15 protein-coding genes are annotated in these 18327 nt (G+C 43.3%); 8 read left to right on the top strand and 7 right to left on the bottom strand.

Annotated elements, in window-relative coordinates; genetic code table 11:
• Nucleotides 1–233 precede the first annotated feature (233 nt).
• Entirely contained in the window at nucleotides 234–3392 is a 3159-nt protein-coding gene (locus ACWYU8_RS05615) for a chitinase C-terminal domain-containing protein (RefSeq protein ID WP_457517865.1), read from the top strand.
• A 78-nt stretch (nucleotides 3393–3470) separates the two neighbouring features.
• Here the strand turns inward: ACWYU8_RS05615 and glgC are convergent, their stop codons facing one another.
• The 4 genes from glgC to ACWYU8_RS05595 form a co-directional block, all read right to left on the bottom strand.
• Complete coding sequence (gene glgC, locus ACWYU8_RS05610; RefSeq protein WP_457517863.1) at nucleotides 3471–4685, bottom strand: glucose-1-phosphate adenylyltransferase; 1215 nt, start codon at nucleotides 4683–4685, stop codon at nucleotides 3471–3473.
• A gap of 364 nt (nucleotides 4686–5049) precedes the next feature.
• Nucleotides 5050–6798 (bottom strand): formate--tetrahydrofolate ligase, encoded by a 1749-nt coding sequence (locus ACWYU8_RS05605; protein WP_457517861.1) that lies wholly within the window; start codon nucleotides 6796–6798, stop codon nucleotides 5050–5052.
• 237 nt (nucleotides 6799–7035) lie between these two features.
• The gene (locus ACWYU8_RS05600) at nucleotides 7036–8340 is read right to left on the bottom strand and encodes an inosine/guanosine kinase (RefSeq protein WP_457517859.1); all 1305 of its coding nucleotides are present in this window, start codon (nucleotides 8338–8340) and stop codon (nucleotides 7036–7038) included.
• 132 nt (nucleotides 8341–8472) lie between these two features.
• Complete coding sequence (locus ACWYU8_RS05595; RefSeq protein ID WP_457517857.1) at nucleotides 8473–8946, bottom strand: CreA family protein; 474 nt, start codon at nucleotides 8944–8946, stop codon at nucleotides 8473–8475.
• A 238-nt stretch (nucleotides 8947–9184) separates the two neighbouring features.
• Here ACWYU8_RS05595 and ACWYU8_RS05590 point away from each other — a divergent pair, with 238 nt between their 5' ends.
• From ACWYU8_RS05590 to ACWYU8_RS05575, 4 genes are all read left to right on the top strand, one after another.
• Nucleotides 9185–9694, top strand: coding sequence for a flavodoxin (locus ACWYU8_RS05590; RefSeq protein ID WP_457517855.1), 510 nt, complete (start codon nucleotides 9185–9187; stop codon nucleotides 9692–9694).
• Between the two features lie 308 nt (nucleotides 9695–10002).
• A complete protein-coding gene (locus ACWYU8_RS05585) occupies nucleotides 10003–10671 on the top strand; it encodes an HAD-IA family hydrolase (protein WP_457517853.1) in 669 nt (222 codons plus the stop codon).
• Between the two features lie 766 nt (nucleotides 10672–11437).
• Nucleotides 11438–12034: an acyl carrier protein phosphodiesterase gene (locus tag ACWYU8_RS05580; RefSeq protein ID WP_457517851.1), complete on the top strand. Its 597-nt coding sequence runs from the start codon at nucleotides 11438–11440 to the stop codon at nucleotides 12032–12034.
• Between the two features lie 67 nt (nucleotides 12035–12101).
• The gene (locus ACWYU8_RS05575) at nucleotides 12102–13355 is read left to right on the top strand and encodes a DEAD/DEAH box helicase (RefSeq protein WP_457517849.1); all 1254 of its coding nucleotides are present in this window, start codon (nucleotides 12102–12104) and stop codon (nucleotides 13353–13355) included.
• Between the two features lie 47 nt (nucleotides 13356–13402).
• Here the strand turns inward: ACWYU8_RS05575 and ACWYU8_RS05570 are convergent, their stop codons facing one another.
• Both ACWYU8_RS05570 and ACWYU8_RS05565 read right to left on the bottom strand, forming a co-directional pair.
• Complete coding sequence (locus tag ACWYU8_RS05570) at nucleotides 13403–14191, bottom strand: EAL domain-containing protein (protein WP_457517847.1); 789 nt, start codon at nucleotides 14189–14191, stop codon at nucleotides 13403–13405.
• Between the two features lie 173 nt (nucleotides 14192–14364).
• The gene (locus ACWYU8_RS05565) at nucleotides 14365–14997 is read right to left on the bottom strand and encodes a hypothetical protein (RefSeq protein WP_457517845.1); all 633 of its coding nucleotides are present in this window, start codon (nucleotides 14995–14997) and stop codon (nucleotides 14365–14367) included.
• 210 nt (nucleotides 14998–15207) lie between these two features.
• Between ACWYU8_RS05565 and ACWYU8_RS05560 the strand changes: the two genes are divergently transcribed.
• The 3 genes from ACWYU8_RS05560 (at nucleotide 15208) to ACWYU8_RS05550 (ending at nucleotide 16725) form a co-directional block, all read left to right on the top strand.
• On the top strand, nucleotides 15208–15450 hold the full coding sequence (locus tag ACWYU8_RS05560) for a DUF2164 domain-containing protein (RefSeq protein ID WP_457517844.1): 243 nt from the start codon (nucleotides 15208–15210) through the stop codon (nucleotides 15448–15450).
• A gap of 169 nt (nucleotides 15451–15619) precedes the next feature.
• Nucleotides 15620–16159 carry a cytochrome b gene (locus tag ACWYU8_RS05555; protein WP_457517842.1) on the top strand — a complete coding sequence of 180 codons (540 nt, stop codon included), beginning with the start codon at nucleotides 15620–15622 and terminating at the stop codon, nucleotides 16157–16159.
• Nucleotides 16156–16725, top strand: a complete 570-nt coding sequence (locus tag ACWYU8_RS05550) for a YceI family protein (RefSeq protein ID WP_457517840.1) — start codon at nucleotides 16156–16158, stop codon at nucleotides 16723–16725. The genes ACWYU8_RS05555 and ACWYU8_RS05550 overlap by 4 nt, the downstream gene beginning before the upstream one ends.
• A 118-nt stretch (nucleotides 16726–16843) precedes the next feature.
• Here the strand turns inward: ACWYU8_RS05550 and focA are convergent, their stop codons facing one another.
• Nucleotides 16844–18295, bottom strand: coding sequence for a formate transporter FocA (gene focA, locus ACWYU8_RS05545; RefSeq protein WP_457517839.1), 1452 nt, complete (start codon nucleotides 18293–18295; stop codon nucleotides 16844–16846).
• Nucleotides 18296–18327: the final 32 nt, after the last annotated feature.

The following is an 18327-nucleotide window of genomic DNA, read 5'->3' as shown; positions in this document are numbered from 1 at the left end:
AATTTGCGACGCACTTATTTATTTGCTCCACGAAATTAGTCCTTAGTGCCAAATGTTGAGTGTTATGTTGCAATATTGTAATGAATTATTGAGAGGTGGCAGCGAAAACACGTAAGTTGATAGTGTGAAATTTCAAACTTGAACTTAAGTTATTTTACGTCGAAATAAAAGTGTAAACGCGTTGAATAACCGCGTTTATTATTGTTTTAACAATAACTTAAGGAAAAGCGACTATGCACCTTAAAAGCGGTAAAGCAGTAAAAAGTGTCTTTACATTAAGCACATTAACTGCGTCTTGTCTTATGGCATTCAATAGTTATGCGGCTGTTGATTGTGCCTCTTTAGCGGTTTGGGAATCATCAAAAGTCTATACTGGTGGTGATCAGGTTCAGTATGAAGGTAATGCTTACAAAGCGCGTTACTGGACTCAAAATAGCAATCCAGCTCAATCTGGCCAATGGGGGGAGTGGGAAAGTCTCGGTGCGTGTGATGGCACTGGTCCTATCGACCCGCCACAAAATGAAGCTCCAACCGTTGCGTTAATTTCACCTGCTGCATCAGACACAGTTACCGCGGGAGAGGTGGTTAGGTTAGCCGCTGATGCATCTGACTCAGACGGTACCATCAGTAAAGTAGAATTCCTTGTTGATGGGGTTATCGTTGGTCAAGCGACTTCAGAACCTTTCTCAGCACCGTGGACTGCGACAGAAGGTCTGCATGAATTTTCAACTTTAGCGTATGACAATGCTGGAGCGGTAAGTACAGCAAGTAGTGTAACGCTCACGGTGGGCGCTACTCAACCTGCTAATGAAGCGCCAACTGTCGATGTCGCTCTGTCGGCAGCATCCATTGAGTTAGGTGGTTCTGTAACGCTTACTGCAAACGCTGCAGATGCCGATGGCACAGTGGCAAAAGTGGACTTCTATGTAGCAGGTGCATTAGCGGGTACAACAACAAGCGCGCCATACACTTTGGAATTTACTCCTTCAAAAGCGGGCTCTTTGGCTGTCTACGCGAAAGCAACGGATGACGCTGGCGCAACGACAGATTCTGCACTTGTTACTCTGATTGTGAATGGTAGCGCAGTAGCATCTAACTGTCGCCCTGACGGTTTATATCAAACTTCTGGTTTAGATGTGCCTTACTGTACGATTTATGACGAAGAAGGCCGTGAGAAGATGGGGGCAGACCACCCTCGTCGTGTGATTGGTTACTTCACAAGCTGGCGTAGTGGTGATGATCCACAAGCCACTTACCTGGTGAAAGACATTCCTTGGGAGCAGTTAACACACATCAACTATGCCTTCGTGAGTATTGGTTCCGACGGAAAGGTTAACGTTGGTGATGTGAACGATCCAAACAACCCTGCAACAGGTAAGACGTGGCCAGGCGTAGAAGTTGATCCAACATTAGGCTTCCAGGGGCATTTTGGTGCGCTGGCAACTTACAAGCAAAAACACGATGTTAAAACCCTCATCTCTATCGGTGGATGGGCTGAAACAGGCGGGCACTTTGGTACGAACGGTGATCGTGTTGCTGATGGTGGTTTCTACACGATGACGACCAATGCTGATGGTTCAGTCAATCATGCTGGTATTGACAAGTTTGCGGCTTCTGCTGTTGAAATGATGCGTAAGTACAAATTCGATGGTCTGGATATCGACTACGAATATCCAACCTCAATGGCTGGTGCGGGCAACCCTTACGATAAAGACTTCATGGAGCCTCGCCGAGCTTACCTTTGGGCGTCTTACCAAGAGTTGATGAAAGTACTGCGTGAGAAGTTAGATGCGGCTTCGGCACAAGATGGCGTTCACTATATGTTGACCATTGCCGCTCCATCGTCAGGTTACCTATTGCGTGGTATGGAAACCTTCGACGTAACTAAGTACTTGGACTATGTAAACATCATGTCTTACGACTTGCATGGTGCCTGGAACGATCACGTTGGACATAACGCAGCGCTTTTTGACACCGGTAAAGATTCTGAGCTTGCTCAGTGGAACGTGTATGGTACGGCTGCTTACGGCGGCATTGGTTACTTGAACACGGATTGGGCTTACCATTACTTCCGCGGTTCTATGCCAGCAGGTCGTATCAATATTGGTGTTCCTTACTACACTCGTGGTTGGCAAGGTGTGACTGGCGGAGATAACGGCTTATGGGGCCGAGCTGCATTACCAAATCAGTCTGAATGTGCGGCAGGTACTGGTGAAGGCGAGAAAAACAACTGTGGTCACGGTGCAATGGGCATCGACAACATGTGGCATGACTTAGACCCTGCTGGAAATGAAATGGGTGCGGGCTCTAACCCAATGTGGCATGCGAAGAACCTGGAGAAAGGCATTTGGGGTTCTTACGCTGATGCCTACGGCCTGGATCCTGTTAATGATCCTAGTGATCAACTAGTGGGTGCGTACACGCGTCATTATGATTCAGTTGCGGTTGCGCCTTGGTTGTGGAACTCTGACAAGAGCGTGTTCCTGTCTACAGAAGATAAAGCCTCTATCGAAGTCAAAGCGGACTACGTTATCGACCAGGAAATCGGTGGCATCATGTTCTGGGAGCTGGCAGGAGACTACAACTGCTACGTACTAGATGCAAACGGCAACCGTACGACTGTTGATACAACTGAACAGGCGTGTGCGGCAGGGAATGGTGAATATCACATGGGTAATACCATGACCAAAGCAATTTACGACAAGTTTATGTCTGCGACACCATACGGCAATAAAGTGGCGACGGGTGCAATTCCGACAGAAGCTGTCAATATTACAGTGAGTGTTGGCGGGTTTAAAATTGGTGACCAAAACTACCCGATTAACCCAAAAATCACGTTTACCAACAATACTGGTCAAGCGATTCCAGGAGGTACAGAGTTCCAGTTTGATATTCCTGTATCAGCACCGGATAACGCGAAAGATCAGTCTGGCGGTGGTTTAAAAGTAATTGCGTCTGGCCATACTCGTGCAAATAACATTGGTGGTTTGGATGGTGTAATGCACCGTGTATCCTTCTCTCTACCTGCTTGGAAAGATCTTCCTGCTGGCGGAACGTACGAACTGGATATGGTTTACTACCTGCCTATCTCTGGACCAGCAAACTATTCGGTAATCTCTGGTGGTAAAGAGTTTGCCTTTAAGTTTGAACAACCTGATCTACCAATCGGTGATTTAACTTCAGGTACTGGCGACACGACAGAACCAGGCTCTTGTAACAAAGCTGGGTTGGTAACGTACCCTGATCTTCCTCAAACGGACTGGGCTGGGAATCCAAGCCACGCTAATCAAGGCGATAAGGTCATTTACAATGGCGTGGTTTATCAAGCTAATTGGTGGACTTCTTCCGTGCCGGGTAGTGATGGAAGTTGGTCTACGGTATGTAACATCTAAGTTTTAGCTGTACCAATTCAATGTAAAAGCGCACGATGACTATCGTGCGCTTTTTAATTGGGTGCTTATTGAAAACGTTTAGAATTCGTAACTTTCAGGAATAACGACAATGCCTTTTTCCGAAATATGGAAGCGTTTCGCATCTTCAACTTTATTGATACCGATTTGAGTATTCGGAGGAATACGAACGTGTTTATCGATGATACAGTTCACCAACTGACATCCTTCACCAACTTCCACATCATCAAAAAGAATACTGTCGGCAACAGTTGCGCTGTCATGGATTCGGACATTGCAGAAGATAATTGAGTGGTGAACGGAACCGCCTGAATTGATTACGCCATTCGCAATAATAGAGTTAATAAAGATACCTTCATTGCCAGTTGCCGAAGAAACCGTTCTGGCTGGTGGAAATTGGGGTTCGTAAGTGCGAATCGCCCAGTTAGACTGATACAAGTTCATCGGTGGGACAGGTTCGAGCAAATCCATATTCGCTTCATAGAAAGAGTCTATCGTACCTACATCACGCCAGTAGCAGTCTTTATCAACACGACCTTTACTTCCACAGAACTTATAAGCGTAAACCGACTCGGTATCGATTAATTTAGGGATAATGTCTTTGCCAAAGTCGTGACTAGATCCTTCTTGTTGTGCATCTTCACGTAAAGCTGCTTTAAGGACATCCATATCAAAAATGTAAATGCCCATCGACGCGAGGCTTTTAGAAGGATCATCAGGCAGAGTAGGTGGGTTTTTTGGCTTTTCTATAAAGGATTTTACTAGTCCGTTTTCTGCTATTCCCATAACACCAAATGCTGTTGCTTCTTCTACAGGGACATCCATACACGCGACCGTGAGTTTTGCACCTTTCTCTTTATGTTCTTCAAGCATTGCCGCGTAATCCATTCGATAGATATGGTCGCCGGATAATACGACAACGTACTTTGCATCATTTCGGGACAACAGCCATAAGTTATGATAGATGGCGTCTGCGGTACCTTCATACCATGCACCACCTTTGCGCATTTGCGGAGGAACGGCTGTGATATATTCACCAAGTTCGGGATTGAAGATAGACCAACCATCACGAAGGTGTTTTTGTAGCGAGTGCGATTTGTATTGTGTGAGGACTAAGATTTTACGTAAACCTGAGTTCAGACAGTTGGTCAACGTGAAATCGATGATGCGATATTTGCCGCCGAATGGCACAGCAGGTTTGGCACGGTCATCAGTAAGTGGACTAAGTCTGGAGCCCATACCTCCAGCTAGAATAACAGCGAGTGCGTCTTGCATAGTGTTCCCTTTCCCTTTTTTAACATGACCCAAAATAGTGCTTAACCGGGGAGAATAGGTTAAAGAAAGCGATACTTTGAATGTCATTTACTTGTGTGTTGATGTTCTACTGCAAACTTTAGTACAAGAATCGCGCCATAGAATTAATTTTTAAAAATCAAAGACATTAGTTTAAGTAATGAAGTGTGTTGCACTAAATCAGGGAAAGGGTATTGTAGGAAGCACTAATTAGGTGCGTATTTATTGGTTAAAAAAATGTGACTGAAATTTACAATGTAAAGTAGCGAAGAAACAATAAGATAAAGAGAGCACATTGCTCCCTTTATCATTAATGCTTTAATCAATTCAACGTGAAGTTATTGTCCTAAGAAAGACCGATAATGTTGCCATCGTCGTCTAAGTCTAGGTTCATAAATGCAGGCTTATCAGGCAGTCCCGGCATCGTCATTACACTACCAGTCAGTGCATAGACAAATCCCGCGCCAGCACATAAGCGTAATTCACGAATCGGTACCGTAAAGCCTTTAGGTGCTCCCTTGACGCTTGAATCGGTCGTAATTGAAAGCGGTGTTTTTGCTACGCACACCGCCAAGTTATCGAACCCAAGTCTTTCGAATCGTTTCAGTTGCGATGCCGCTAACTCACTCAGTTCTATATTAGCTGCGCCATAGCCCACTTCACAAACAGACATTATCTTCTCTTTAAGGCTTTGCTCTTTAGTGTAAAGCGGTCGGAAACTCGTTGGAATGTTGCACGCGTCAACGACAAATTGAGACAGTTCTCGAGTACCTTCGCCACCTTTTGCAAAAGCGTTACTGAGGGCGACTTTTACACTCGGATTAAACTCATGGATTAGCTTCTTAAGTGTTGACAACTCATCTGCACAGTCTTGTGGGAACTGGTTGATGGCGACTACGGCAGGGATACCATATTTGTGGACGTTGTTAATGTGCCATTTCAGGTTTTCGAATCCAGCTTTTAACGCAGACTCATCTGGATTAAATAGGGAATCAGGGATAGGCGTACCCGGACGAAGATCATAATGTCCTGAGTTTGCTTTTAGTCCACGAAGCGTTGCAACGATCACTACACAGTCGGGAGCAAGGTTTGCTGCAGCGGCTTTTATATTGCACGCTTTTTCGAACCCCATATCAGATCCAAAACCCGCTTCTGTGACAGTGTAACTAGCTAGTTTTAGGGCGATTTCATCAGCGATGATAGAGGAATTGCCATGGGCAATATTAGCGAAAGGGCCTGCGTGAATTAGAGTCGGAACGCCTTCTAACGTTTGCATCAGTGTAGGAGCAATCGCTTCTTTTAAAGTCACAGCCATCGCTCCGGCGACTTGAAGATCTTCCGTTGTAACTGGTTGCCCATTCACATCATAAGCGACAACAATCCGTCCAATTCGTTGGCGTAGATCTTTTAAATCTTTAGCCAGAGCGATGATAGCCATCAATTCGGACGCAGCAGAAATATCGAAACCTTCATCACGTTCATTTCCATTGATGCTCTTGCCTGGCTCATTTAAACCGATTTTTACCATTCGTAAAGCGCGGTCGTTATGATCCATAACGCGCTTCCAGGTTATGCTGTTAAGGTCTATTTTTAGTGCTTTTAAACCTGTGCGAGTTTCAAATGCGTCATAGCCTTCACGTTGCTCGTGGTAAAGACGTGCATCAAGTGCAGCTGAAGCAAGGTTATGTGCCGCAGTCACGGCGTGAATATCGCCCGTTAAGTGTAAGTTAAGCTCGTCCATTGGTGCTACCTGGGAGTAGCCACCGCCTGCTGCGCCACCTTTGATACCAAAAACTGGTCCCATAGATGGCTGCCTGATACAAGCAATTACAGATTGATTCAGTTTTGCCAGCCCTTGAGCAAGACCAATAGTGGTCACGGTTTTCCCTTCGCCAAGTGGAGTGGGAGTGATAGCAGTAACCAGTACTAATTTACCATCTTCATTGTCTTTTAAGCGATTGAGACAATTGGGGTGCACTTTGGCTTTGTATTTGCCGTGTGTGTCATATTCATGAGGCTCCAGACCCGCATTGGATGCGATAGTCTTAATGGATGATAAAGGTGTGTTTCGGCAAATTTCAATATCAGACTGCATGGATACTCCCAAAAAGTGGCTAACACGTGGTGTTTAACTTCAATCTATCTGAAAAGCTTACGATGTTTTGCGCAAACGTTTGCGCGAGAATAATACTGGTAAGAAAAAGAGTGTAAAGAATTTAATGCGACCTAATGTGCTACACAATAGCAAATTCAACCAAACAATGCGCTAGATCAAAACAAAAAGGCCACCAACCGATGGCCTAAGTATCCTTTTTATTCTAAGGTTCAGAATTTAGCGATCCCAGTAGGTCTCTTCTAAACTGTCTTCGCGTTCCGGTAGTGCTCGTGACAGTCGAGGTGAATGCTGAGTTAATACTTCATAGCTCACTCGATTCGAGTATTTACAAATTTGTGATAGTGATGAGTAAGTCAAACAACGAACTTGATGTTTCTCTGAATTTGGAACTTCTTTATGATGGAAAGAGTTTGCTGCCATGTCATGAAGAAGGGCAGAGAGCGCAGCATCGCCGGCACCGTTGGTATTCTTGATTTTTAGTGGGCCACCCAGATATGGTCCAATATGAGAATAGACTTTTATTGGGTTCTCACAGTCATCTTTACGCATAGCACGGCTGAATTCAAACTTGTTAAAGGCTTCAATCGAACCTTCTAGCATGTCGTGAGTCGTTTCGCGTTTTACCTTGTCGTCCGTGTAACCCGCCATGTAAAGGCCATTTGGACCTGCAGTGCACAGTACTAGGTCAACCCAATCGAGTGCTTTATCTGCAGCTGCAAGTGGATCTGACAGTCCTGTAAGAGCCGCACCTTCCTCTTCATTCATCGCAACAACAGAAACATTCTCACGAATATACTCCTGCCACCACTTTGCATTACCTTCGATGACGTATTTAGTGCCTAGTGTAAGTACAACAGGAACATCGTGCTTCTTGGCAAAATCTATCGCTCTTTGAACGGCCTTTGGCATTGGATCTTGTTCTTTTCCACGCATTAGGTACGAAGAAACCACAAGAGCAGACGCTTTGCTGAATATGTCTTCAGGAATACTTTCAGGCAGAAGTTGGTTCATGTGACCTTCATTGATTGCGAAGGTACGCTCACCATCTTGTGTAATAAGGGTATAACAACGACCAATAGGGCCGTCTACCGTCTGTAGATGATTGAGATTCATGCGAGAAGATGTGCGGCAGAGGTAACGATATGCGAATGAACCGACTTGAATATTCTTCGACATCACACCAAGCAGGACTGATTTACTATCAGCTAGCACAGAGTAGTTGTGCAGCGTGTTCCCGATTGTATCCCCTGGATATTGGTGAGTAATCAGGCCTTGTTCAACGAGGTCTTCGTACAGGGCATCTGCTTTGGTCTCTTCAAGAACAAGCGAGTGCCCTTTACTTAAGTTGTACTTTTCTAAAAATGCGTCATCTACCCGAGCTTCGATATCTACGATGGTCTGACCGACACCAATAATGGTTGGGCGGTATAGCTTCGGAGCTTGACGAATTTGATTAACTAATGGATCTCTGGCGTGAGTGGGGAAGTAGTGTTTAGATTTACGCTGACCAGGAAACTTCATGCTTGTTCTTGAGTGAGAAAAAAAAGAGGCGGGATTCTATCACAAAAAAATGAAATTAAATGGATTATGTTGCAATAAAACGTGCCCACCAACACATTTGGTGGGCTAGATAGGAGCAGAAATCAGATGAGGCTAATTTATTTTTGCTTCTGTTGGCTGAACGTATGCTTTTGTACCCCATAGTGGTACTGTCGATAAACTATGCTTAAAGCTACCTGAGGTCTCTTTGGTTGAGTACGAAAGGTACATCAAGGTTTGATTTTCGGGATCATAAATTCGACGAATTTTCATCGACTTAAAGAAGACACTTTTGGACTTCTTAAACACGACTTCACCAGACTTACTTTTATCGATGTTAGTGATCATCTCAGAGGTGATTTCACCAGTTTGACGGCATGAGATTGAGCTGTCACTTGGATCGGCCAGACTAAAATCCGCTTCAATACTGGCAACGTGACAAGTTACGCCTGGTACTTCTGGGTCGACAAGTGTATTCAACTTGATGTCTTTCAAAGTAAACATACCAAGTGACACATCTCCGACTTCATCACTACCACACCCAGCGAGCAAGGTAAGTAAACTTAAAGCAAGTAAGCGTTTTTTCATTATTTGGTCCTTAACGAGAAAAGTTTATTGGCTCAATCTATCAGACGATCGCATGTAAAACAAAATTTGGCGTTACCTCAGGACTTTAGCTAGGTTTGTTATAGGCTTCATGCTAAGGTACCGCCTTAAACGAATGGCTTCTTTAACGTTTCCCAACTACAGAGATCAGTGGGGGCCCAGTTAGCACTCGTTTTTAACTCGCTAGCGTTTTCTAGCCTGTGACAGTTAAGGTATTTAAATGAATGAACAACAGTTAGTCAGCGTAGAGCGAAAAAATGCATGGCTGCATGATCTGGTCGAAGTTGAGTTTCCCACTCCTGAAAGTTTGAAAGGGCGAGAGATCTACTTTCAGGCTTTAGATCATCAGACCTACCAAGTAGTTGATAAAGACACGTTGTTAAAGGGCGACCCGGAGTGCAAAGCTGAAAATATTTTCCTGGTTGACTTTCACCGACTCACCGTCATGTTTTCTATTCTTCAATCACAGCGCTGGGATGCTCAGTATGACAAAGACATGATTGTCGAATATCTTACGCAGATCATTTTGACGCCAGATTTTGAACTGTATGTTGGATTCCTGGATGGTAATCCAGTTGGAGCGGCTATCGTCAGTCAATTTGGCGGTAATACATTGATTTCTGATGTTGCTGTGTCAGGTTCACTGGAAAAAAGTCAATTTATCTCTGATGTTGCAAAACGATTAGACGTTGAACAAAAACTGCGTGAATCCGTTGTCTGCGAATGTTAACCCAAGCTCGTCTCATTCTTTGAGTGGGACGTGATTGTTGCGATGGTTCCATCGTTTACCGACTTCTCCTCGCACAAAGTATCAAGGAAGTACCTCAATTTTCCCGGTGCCGGGCATCTCATTGAAAAGAACACGGTTTCACTGCTATATAGAGAGAAATCGGTGATCTTGCTTTAAAAATAGATAATTGTTCGATGCCATTTATGTGAAATGCCAAGCCCATCGTTTAAACAATCCTAAACTCAAATATTATTAACCTACAAAATAAAATAGGTCAGCGACATTTTTGAGGCGTTCGGGGGAGTTCTATGGCTACTAACAATATAAAATGCGTGATTTTTGATTGTGATGGAACACTGGTTGATAGTGAGCGTTTGTGTTGCCAAGCGTTGGTCAATGTATTTCGCCAGCACGGCGCTCAGTTGACTATGCAAGAATGCTTAGAGCATTTTAAAGGTGGTAAACTTGCCGATATTCTTCTTGAGACTAAAAAGTTAATCAATATTCCTGTTTCTATTGATGTTTTAGAGCCCCAGTACCGCCTAGAGGTACAAAATCTATTTGTGCGTCACTTACAACCCATGGATGGTGCCGTCCGTCTGCTTGAATTTTTTGATGTAAACAACATTGAATATTGTGTCGTATCTAATGGACCAAGAGATAAAATTGAGTACGCCCTTGAGCTAACAGGTCTGTCAGAATCCTTTAAAGGAAAGGTGTTTTCTGCTTTTGAGGCAAATAGCTGGAAGCCTGAGCCTGATTTGCTCATGTATTGTGCGATGAATATGGGATTCCTGCCTGGCGACTGTCTTTATATTGACGATACGCCAAAGGGAGTGGAGGCAGGGCTGAATGCTGGTATTAAAACCGTACAGTTATTTAACGGCTCGGAGGTTAATCGTGTTGATGACGAACGAGTTATCCAAATCCAGCATTTAGACGAATTAAAAGAGCAACTTGTAAGCTGCTCAATTTAAGATTTAGTGGTGAATTCGGCTCAAGCTATGAATGTACTTCAGTTTAGATTGTAAGTACGGTGTTTGATGTAAGCACTGAATTGAAGAAAAGTTTTTGGTATGGAATCCGCAAGCCGCGCATGTGAATTTTTCTCCATCCGCAGATATCAAATATTCGTCACATTGGCATAGCGGGCAGTTTAGGTTTTCATTGTCTTTTGTATCGTTGTAATTATTCATATTATTTTTCCAGCAGCAAATTGGAATTGGTATGTTCAAGCATAGCGGAACAAAATCTTGTTGAACATTATTTCATCAGATACAAGTGTTTCTTTCGATTCACTTCAAAAAATTGATTTAGGTCAACTGGTTGTACTGTTCAAAAATAGTTGAGTGAATATTTGGGATTAATTTCCGTCTCTCTGAATAGTGCAATCGATTACTTTTGGTTTTGTGCAAAGGATTAAAAATCTTTACTTCTCACTGTCATAAATATGTCTTATAAAGACTATAAAAAGGAATCGCTGATACAAAATTGGAAAGATAAGTGTCAGTTGGAAGAAGCAAGAACGCTTCATAATTAAGTAAAGGAGGTCACAATGAGCGACCAATACCAAAATGATGAGAGTCTGGAGCTGCTTGATGCGCTTGAAATTGGCATTCTCTTATCTGAGTACTTCGGCTCAGAAAACGAAGCCGAATAGTACTGCACGTATTCTCAATTCATCATCGTAGACGTTATACTAAGTTCATGTCGCATCAGTCTTAAAAGCGAACATGGCATCGAATGAACTTTCTAGCCCATTTACACATCGCAGACCACTGCAATAGTCATTTATTAGGAAACTTGCTTGGAGACTTCGTGAAAGGAGATCCAAGCAAGCAGTACCAATCTGATATCTCTAATGGCATCAAACTCCACCGTTTTGTTGATCGCATCACCGATCAACATCCAATCGTTGACGAGTGCAAACCACACTTTACTGGTGTAGCTCGCAGATTCGCTCCTATTGCTCTGGATATGTTTTGGGATCACTGTTTAGCCAAGCATTGGGAGCTCTACTATCAGGAACCACTTAATCGGTTTGTTGATTATGCTTACCAACAGGTCGACCAAGAAGTAATTGATGGCTTACCGCCTCGATTTCTATTGCTGCACAGCAGGATGTGGAGTGGTGGATGGCTTCAGTCCTATCAGGATCTGGAAAATATAGAATTTGCACTGCACAGAATGTCTCAGAGAAGTCCGAGAATGGCGGATCTTACGACTACCTTTTCGGTGTTAGAGGAAGAGTATGAGGTTTTAGACGCAAAATTTCCTGTCCTCTACCAAGATATTCTTGTTCAGGCACTTGAGTATCACAAGCAAATAATCAATGCATAGAGTCAAAAGGTAGTATGGTCAGGAGCGCTCTGGTAAACTCTGCGCTCCAAAAATTATGAGGTTTATCATGTCCGTTAATTTTGCTGACCTTGGCATTGAACAAAAATTGGTAGAAACCCTGAGCAATTTAAATATTGTCACGCCAACACCAGTACAAGAAAAGTCGATTCCCCATGTACTTGAAGGTAAAAACCTTCTTGCTGCGGCGCAAACTGGTACAGGTAAAACGGCTGCGTTTGGTCTGCCTATTATCCAAAGGGTTCAGCAAGAGAAATTAAACGGAACACCTCAAGCATTGATTTTGGTGCCTACGCGCGAGCTGGCGCAGCAAGTCTTTGACAGCCTGACTCAGTACGCATCAAAAACTGAGCTACGAATTGTATGTGTTTATGGTGGTACGAGTATTGGTGTACAGAAGAACAAACTCGAAGAGGGTGCAGATATTCTGGTTGCCACGCCAGGTCGTTTGTTGGATCACTTGTTTAACGGCAATGTAAACATTTCAAAAACGACCACGCTTGTTTTGGATGAAGCAGACAGAATGCTGGATATGGGGTTCTGGCCAGATTTACAACGCATACTGCGTCGTTTGCCGGCAGAGAAACAGATCATGCTATTTTCTGCTACATTCGAAAAGCGTATTAAAACTATCGCTTATAAGCTGATGGAGTCTCCGGTGGAAGTCGAAGTGACACCGCCAAATACGACTGCCGAAACGGTTAAACAGATGGTTTATCCCGTAGATAAAAAGCGTAAGCGTGAATTACTGGCTTACTTAATCGGTTCACGCAACTGGCAACAAGTTCTCGTTTTCACGAAAACCAAGCAAGGAAGTGATGAACTTGCAAAAGAGTTAAAGTTGGATGGCATCAAAGCGGTGTCGATCAACGGAGACAAATCTCAAGGTGCTCGCCAGCGCGCTTTAGACGAATTTAAACAAGGTAAAATTCGTGCATTAATCGCGACTGATGTCGCAGCTCGTGGATTGGATATTCAGGAGCTGGAGCAAGTTGTCAACTTTGATATGCCGTTTAAAGCAGAAGATTATGTTCACCGAATTGGTCGTACCGGACGCGCTGGAAATTCTGGGTTTGCTGTGTCTCTGATGAGCCGAGACGAAGAATATTTGCTGCATGCGATAGAAAACCTGCTGGACCAACGATTGCCTCAAGAGTGGTTAGCTGGATTTGAACCAAGCTTAATCGAAGATGCAGAACCTGAGAACAACGGTGGTGGGCGTCGTAAAAGTCGCTCTTCAGAAAAGCGTAAGTTAAAAGCCAAACTCGCTATTCACAAGAACCGTGGCAAAAATCGTCGCTAACTAAATGGTTATTCCTTAGCCCACTTGGCCTTTCAGCTGCTAAGTCATCAGGCTGTTTTTACTTGATCATAGACCTCTAGGGGCTGTGGGAGCGCAAGAAAATAACCTTGATACATATCAAAACCGAGTTTTTTCATTAAATTAAATTGATGCTCGGTTTCAATTCCTTCAATAACGGTTTTAGAGCGTAAATGCTTTGCAAGCAAGAGAGCGCTCATTAAAGCAGTGAAGTCACCATCTTCGTATTTGAGCAACAGCGATCTATCCATCTTAATGATGTCAGGTCGGACGCACTTCACTCGCTCAACCGTTGAAGCGTTTATTCCAAAGTCGTCAACGGCGAGATTAAATCCTCTCCGACTGAGTTCATTCGTAGCTTTGCAAAGAAATGATTCTTCGCTCGCATCTAATTCTACCAGTTCCATCACAATCTGGGTTGCTGTAAAGCTTGATTGGCGGATCGTTTGCTTAAGCAGATGACTATACGATAAATCCTTAACCATCATTTCGGCGGCTTTGGGGAGGACGTTAAGAAACAGCTTTTTATTATAGAAGCGCGATTGCCCAAAGTTTTTTACGTGAATTAGGCGGCTTAAACGATCGACATTTAATAACTCTGAGGCAGGAATCGTCTGCGAATGGAAAAACTGATCTGGTCGAAGCGTTAAGCCGTTAATGTCATTGATCCGGACAAGAGCCTCAAGACCCACAATGGTGAGGTCATTATTATATATAGGCTGGTATACACTTCTAAGCGTCAAATTTTGGTAGTGCGCGATGTACTGTCCATCATCTTGTGTCGAGATGCAGCCAATTAGCTGCGATGAGCTCATCATTATTACAACCTGGTTCAATGCATATCAACGATGTGACTACATCAATGTGACTTGAATTAGGAGAATCTAATCGTTTAGCACTAGATGTGGCAAGTGAGTTAGAACCAGTTCGCCTAATTTATCGAGCTGTATCAAACTAATAGTCTTGATTCGTTTATGTTTACCTTTTGATGCTACCACTGAAGTACTGCGTATAGTTGCAGGTATCTACGTACCAATTGCTGCTTGTTTGCACGACGTAAAGGATGACCAAATTTTATGTAGCAGGGGTTGATATCAAAACGTGTATTTAGGGATTGAGTCAGTTGCGATTCACTTGTATACAGGGTAATGCCTTGATTTGTGTATTCGTTGATCGGCTCTGGCAGCTCGCCCATCCACCAATGCAACAGTTCTCGGCTTGTTTTACTTCTGCTTAACCAATGATCACACACCAAAAAAAGCAGATCGTTCGGCTGTAATGCGTATCCGTATTCACTTTGCCATTCGGTAATAGAAGAGAGCATCTTTTCACGACAAGATTTACCCGCGCTGACCATGTGGTAGCTTAACACCCAGACCGTCCCAATCTCAGAGGTAATTCGATAATGGTGTGGCAAGTCGGGGCCATTGAGTACTTCGATTGGTTTGATGACGCTACTGTGGCCAAAATGGTGAAGCGTCCGTTCCATACGTCTTGAGAAAGCCAGCCCCAGATGGTGTTCGCTCATACCCTGATTGTGAACGGCAGGATAATGCTTTTCACAGATTTTAAGGCAGTCTTCTTGAAAGTCATTAACACTTTGTATTACTAAGTCGAGTAGCAAAGATTATCCCTTAACGATTATTGAAACGAACGGCAAAAGGTTAGCATAGCCTTTTTAGCATAGACTAATTTCGTTCGGCAACTTCTTGATCTAAACATCAAAATTCGGAATGCTACCTATCAACGTAAGAAAACGCCGCAGCGACGATATGTTTAAAAATAAATTTCAAAGACACAAAATAATTGAACTCCAATATGCAGAGGGCAACCAATGATTAAACTCGATAGGGTGCAAAAAGAAACGCTAGCTACAGCGATTCAAGACTATATGCAAGATGAATTGAGTCTTGAAATTGGTCAGTTTGACAGCGAATTTTTGATTGATTTCATAACAGATAAACTTGGTGCAGTGTACTACAACAAAGGGGTCGAAGATGCTAAGGCAGTTATCGAACGCCGTATGCTTGAATTATCTGATGAACTCTATGAAATAGAAAAAGAAGTGAAACTATAAAATTCAAAAATTCTTACATTTTAGTTGTTCTAAATTTTCGAACAGGTTGGTAGATAAGGTGCAATTGGCTGGATGTAAATAATGGTAAATAATCTGTTTCATATACGGCAAATAGGTTAATGTGATGTTTATTGCTCAACATTAACATAGAAAACTTCTGGGAATTGAGATGGGCACATCTGTAAAGAACTACAACGCTTTTACTCGCGTACTGCATTGGTTATCTGCCATATGTATTGTTGGCTTGTTCGCCGTCGGTTTATGGATGGTCGATCTAAGTTACTACAGTGAGTGGTATCGTACAGCGCCTGACTATCATCGCTCTATCGGTATTTTGCTAGCGATAACTACTCTGGTGAGAATTATATGGAAACATCTTAGCGCATCACCTCAACCAGAAGGTAAGACTTACGAAGTTGTTGCCGCTAAGTTGGCGCATAGCTTGATGTATTTACTGCTAATCACCATTTTTGTATCCGGCTACCTGATATCAACATCTGACGGTCGTGGTATCGAAGTATTTAATTGGTTTACAGTACCAGGAGCAGGTGAATTATTCCCTAATCAATCAGACCTTGCTGGTGCAATCCATTTTTACGCAGCGTGGGCAGTTATCCTGATCGCAGGCTTGCATGCTCTTGCTGCACTAAAACACCACTATATCGATAAAGACAACACATTACGAAAAATGTTAGGAGTTTCAAAATGAAAAAGTCACTATTTGCTACAGGATTAGCGTTGGCGATGGCACTACCTCTAGGTGCGCAAGCTGCGGATTATGTTATCGATACTAAAGGGGCACACGCTTCTATCAACTTTAAAGTTAACCACCTTGGTTACAGCTTCATCAAAGGTCGTTTTAATACATTTTCTGGTGACTTTTCTTTTGATGAAAACAACATCGCTGATTCTAAAGTGAACGTTGTTGTTGATACAACGAGTCTGGACTCTAACCACGCGGAGCGTGATAAGCACATTCGTAGCGGTGATTTCATTGACGCAGGCAAATTTGGTCAAGCGACTTTTACGAGCACAAAAGTGACTGACAAAGGCGATGGTAAACTGGACGTTGCGGGTGACTTAACACTGCACGGCGTAACTAAACCTATCACTATCGAAGCTGAATTTGTTGGTGCAGGTAACGACCCATGGGGTGGAGAGCGTGCAGGTTTCATTGGCCAAACTCGACTAGAACTTGCTGACTTTGATATTCCTGTAATGGGCGCTTCAAGCTACGTAGATATGGAACTTCATATTGAAGGTGTTAAGAAGTAATTTATTGTTTTAACGGCATAAGTTTAAATAAAAACAAACAAAGCGCTCTTCTGGTGAAGAGCGCTTTTTTCGTGCCAAATGGCTATATTTATCAACTGACGATGTTAGCGTTTTATTTTTATGCTGATTCTAGTTCGTCTTGCTCAACGAGATTGAGTCGCTCACCGTAAACAGGGCGTAACGCATTAAGCACTTCACTACGCGTTACTACACCAACCATTTGTCCATTCTTCAGCACTGGTAATACTTGCGGCTTACTCACTCTCATACTCTTTGCTCGCTCCTCTAAAGAGAGAGAAGTGAAACGTGTCGCAATGCCCATATCGCTTGTTGGAAATAGCTTGTCTTTATCAATACAAAGGAACTCTACAACATCCACTAATCGATCATCCGCATCAATCGCTACAACGTCACGACTCATTAAATCAACCACTTTCTGCCCTTTAACTGGAATGTAATCTTCACACCATAGATCTACCATTACATCGTGCGCAGAGAAGAAACCAACCAAACGATTGTGGACATCAACAACAGGAGCACTGGAAAGGTGGTTATCAAGCAAGGTATCAAGTGCTGTTACAATCGGCATTTCTGCATTGATAGTGATTGGGCTAGGATTCATGATGTCCTTAACAAATGAACTATTTTTCATGTTGGATTCCTTAACTGACATGAGTGGTGTTGTATGTGTAATAGATAAAACGTTGGCTGCTTTTAGCTCTGGTCGACGGAAAATACACCAGTTAGCTAAGCCAACTAATACCGCGCCGCCGACGATATTTCCGAGAGTGACTGGTATTAAGTTTGCCGTAATAAAATGGGCGACATTTAAGTCTGCATATTGCGAAGCCGGAACGCCGACTGAAGCCCAAAATGATTCCGGAGCAAAGTTTGCGATCACGATACCTAGTGGCACCATAAACATGTTGGCGACACAGTGCTCAAAGCCGCTGCTAACAAACATTGCTACAGGTAAGATAGTCATCACTGCTTTTGTCATAGCGTTAGCTGAGCTAAATGTTAGCCAAATGGCCAGACAAACCAGTAGGTTACATAAAATACCAAGTGCAAATGCCTCAACTAGTGTGTGATGGAGTTTATGCTGAGCGATATTGAGTGCGTTCAATCCCCACTGCCCACCATCCATCTGATACAAGCCTGCTGCAGTGACTAGAGCAAGAAGAAGCATTGCTCCAATAAAGTTACCAACATAAACTTTGCCCCAGATTGATAGCATCTTGCTGAACGTGATCTGTTTGTTTGCCCATGAGATGCTTGAAAGCACAGAGCTGGTAAACAGTTCACCGCCACAGATGACGATAAGAATCAACCCCATACTGAAAGCAATACCTCCAGCAAGGCGGCTTAATCCCCATCCAGCACCTGCGCTGCCTGTTGTAACAGTGATATAGAACAAGAATGCTAAGCCGATAAATGCACCTGCCATCGCGGCAAGGCTCAGCGTCATACTGCTGGTTTTTTGGGATTTACTTAGAGCAAATTTTTCCGCTTCAGCCATCATTTCTTTCGGAGAAAAATACTGGTGATTATTTACGCTACTCATCGCCATACTGACCCCTTAGGTTTTGATGCCATAAAAAC

This window comes from Vibrio limimangrovi (assembly GCF_054064025.1).
Note: the sequence above shows the minus strand (reverse complement) of the source record. Positions and strands in the feature narration are given on the sequence as shown.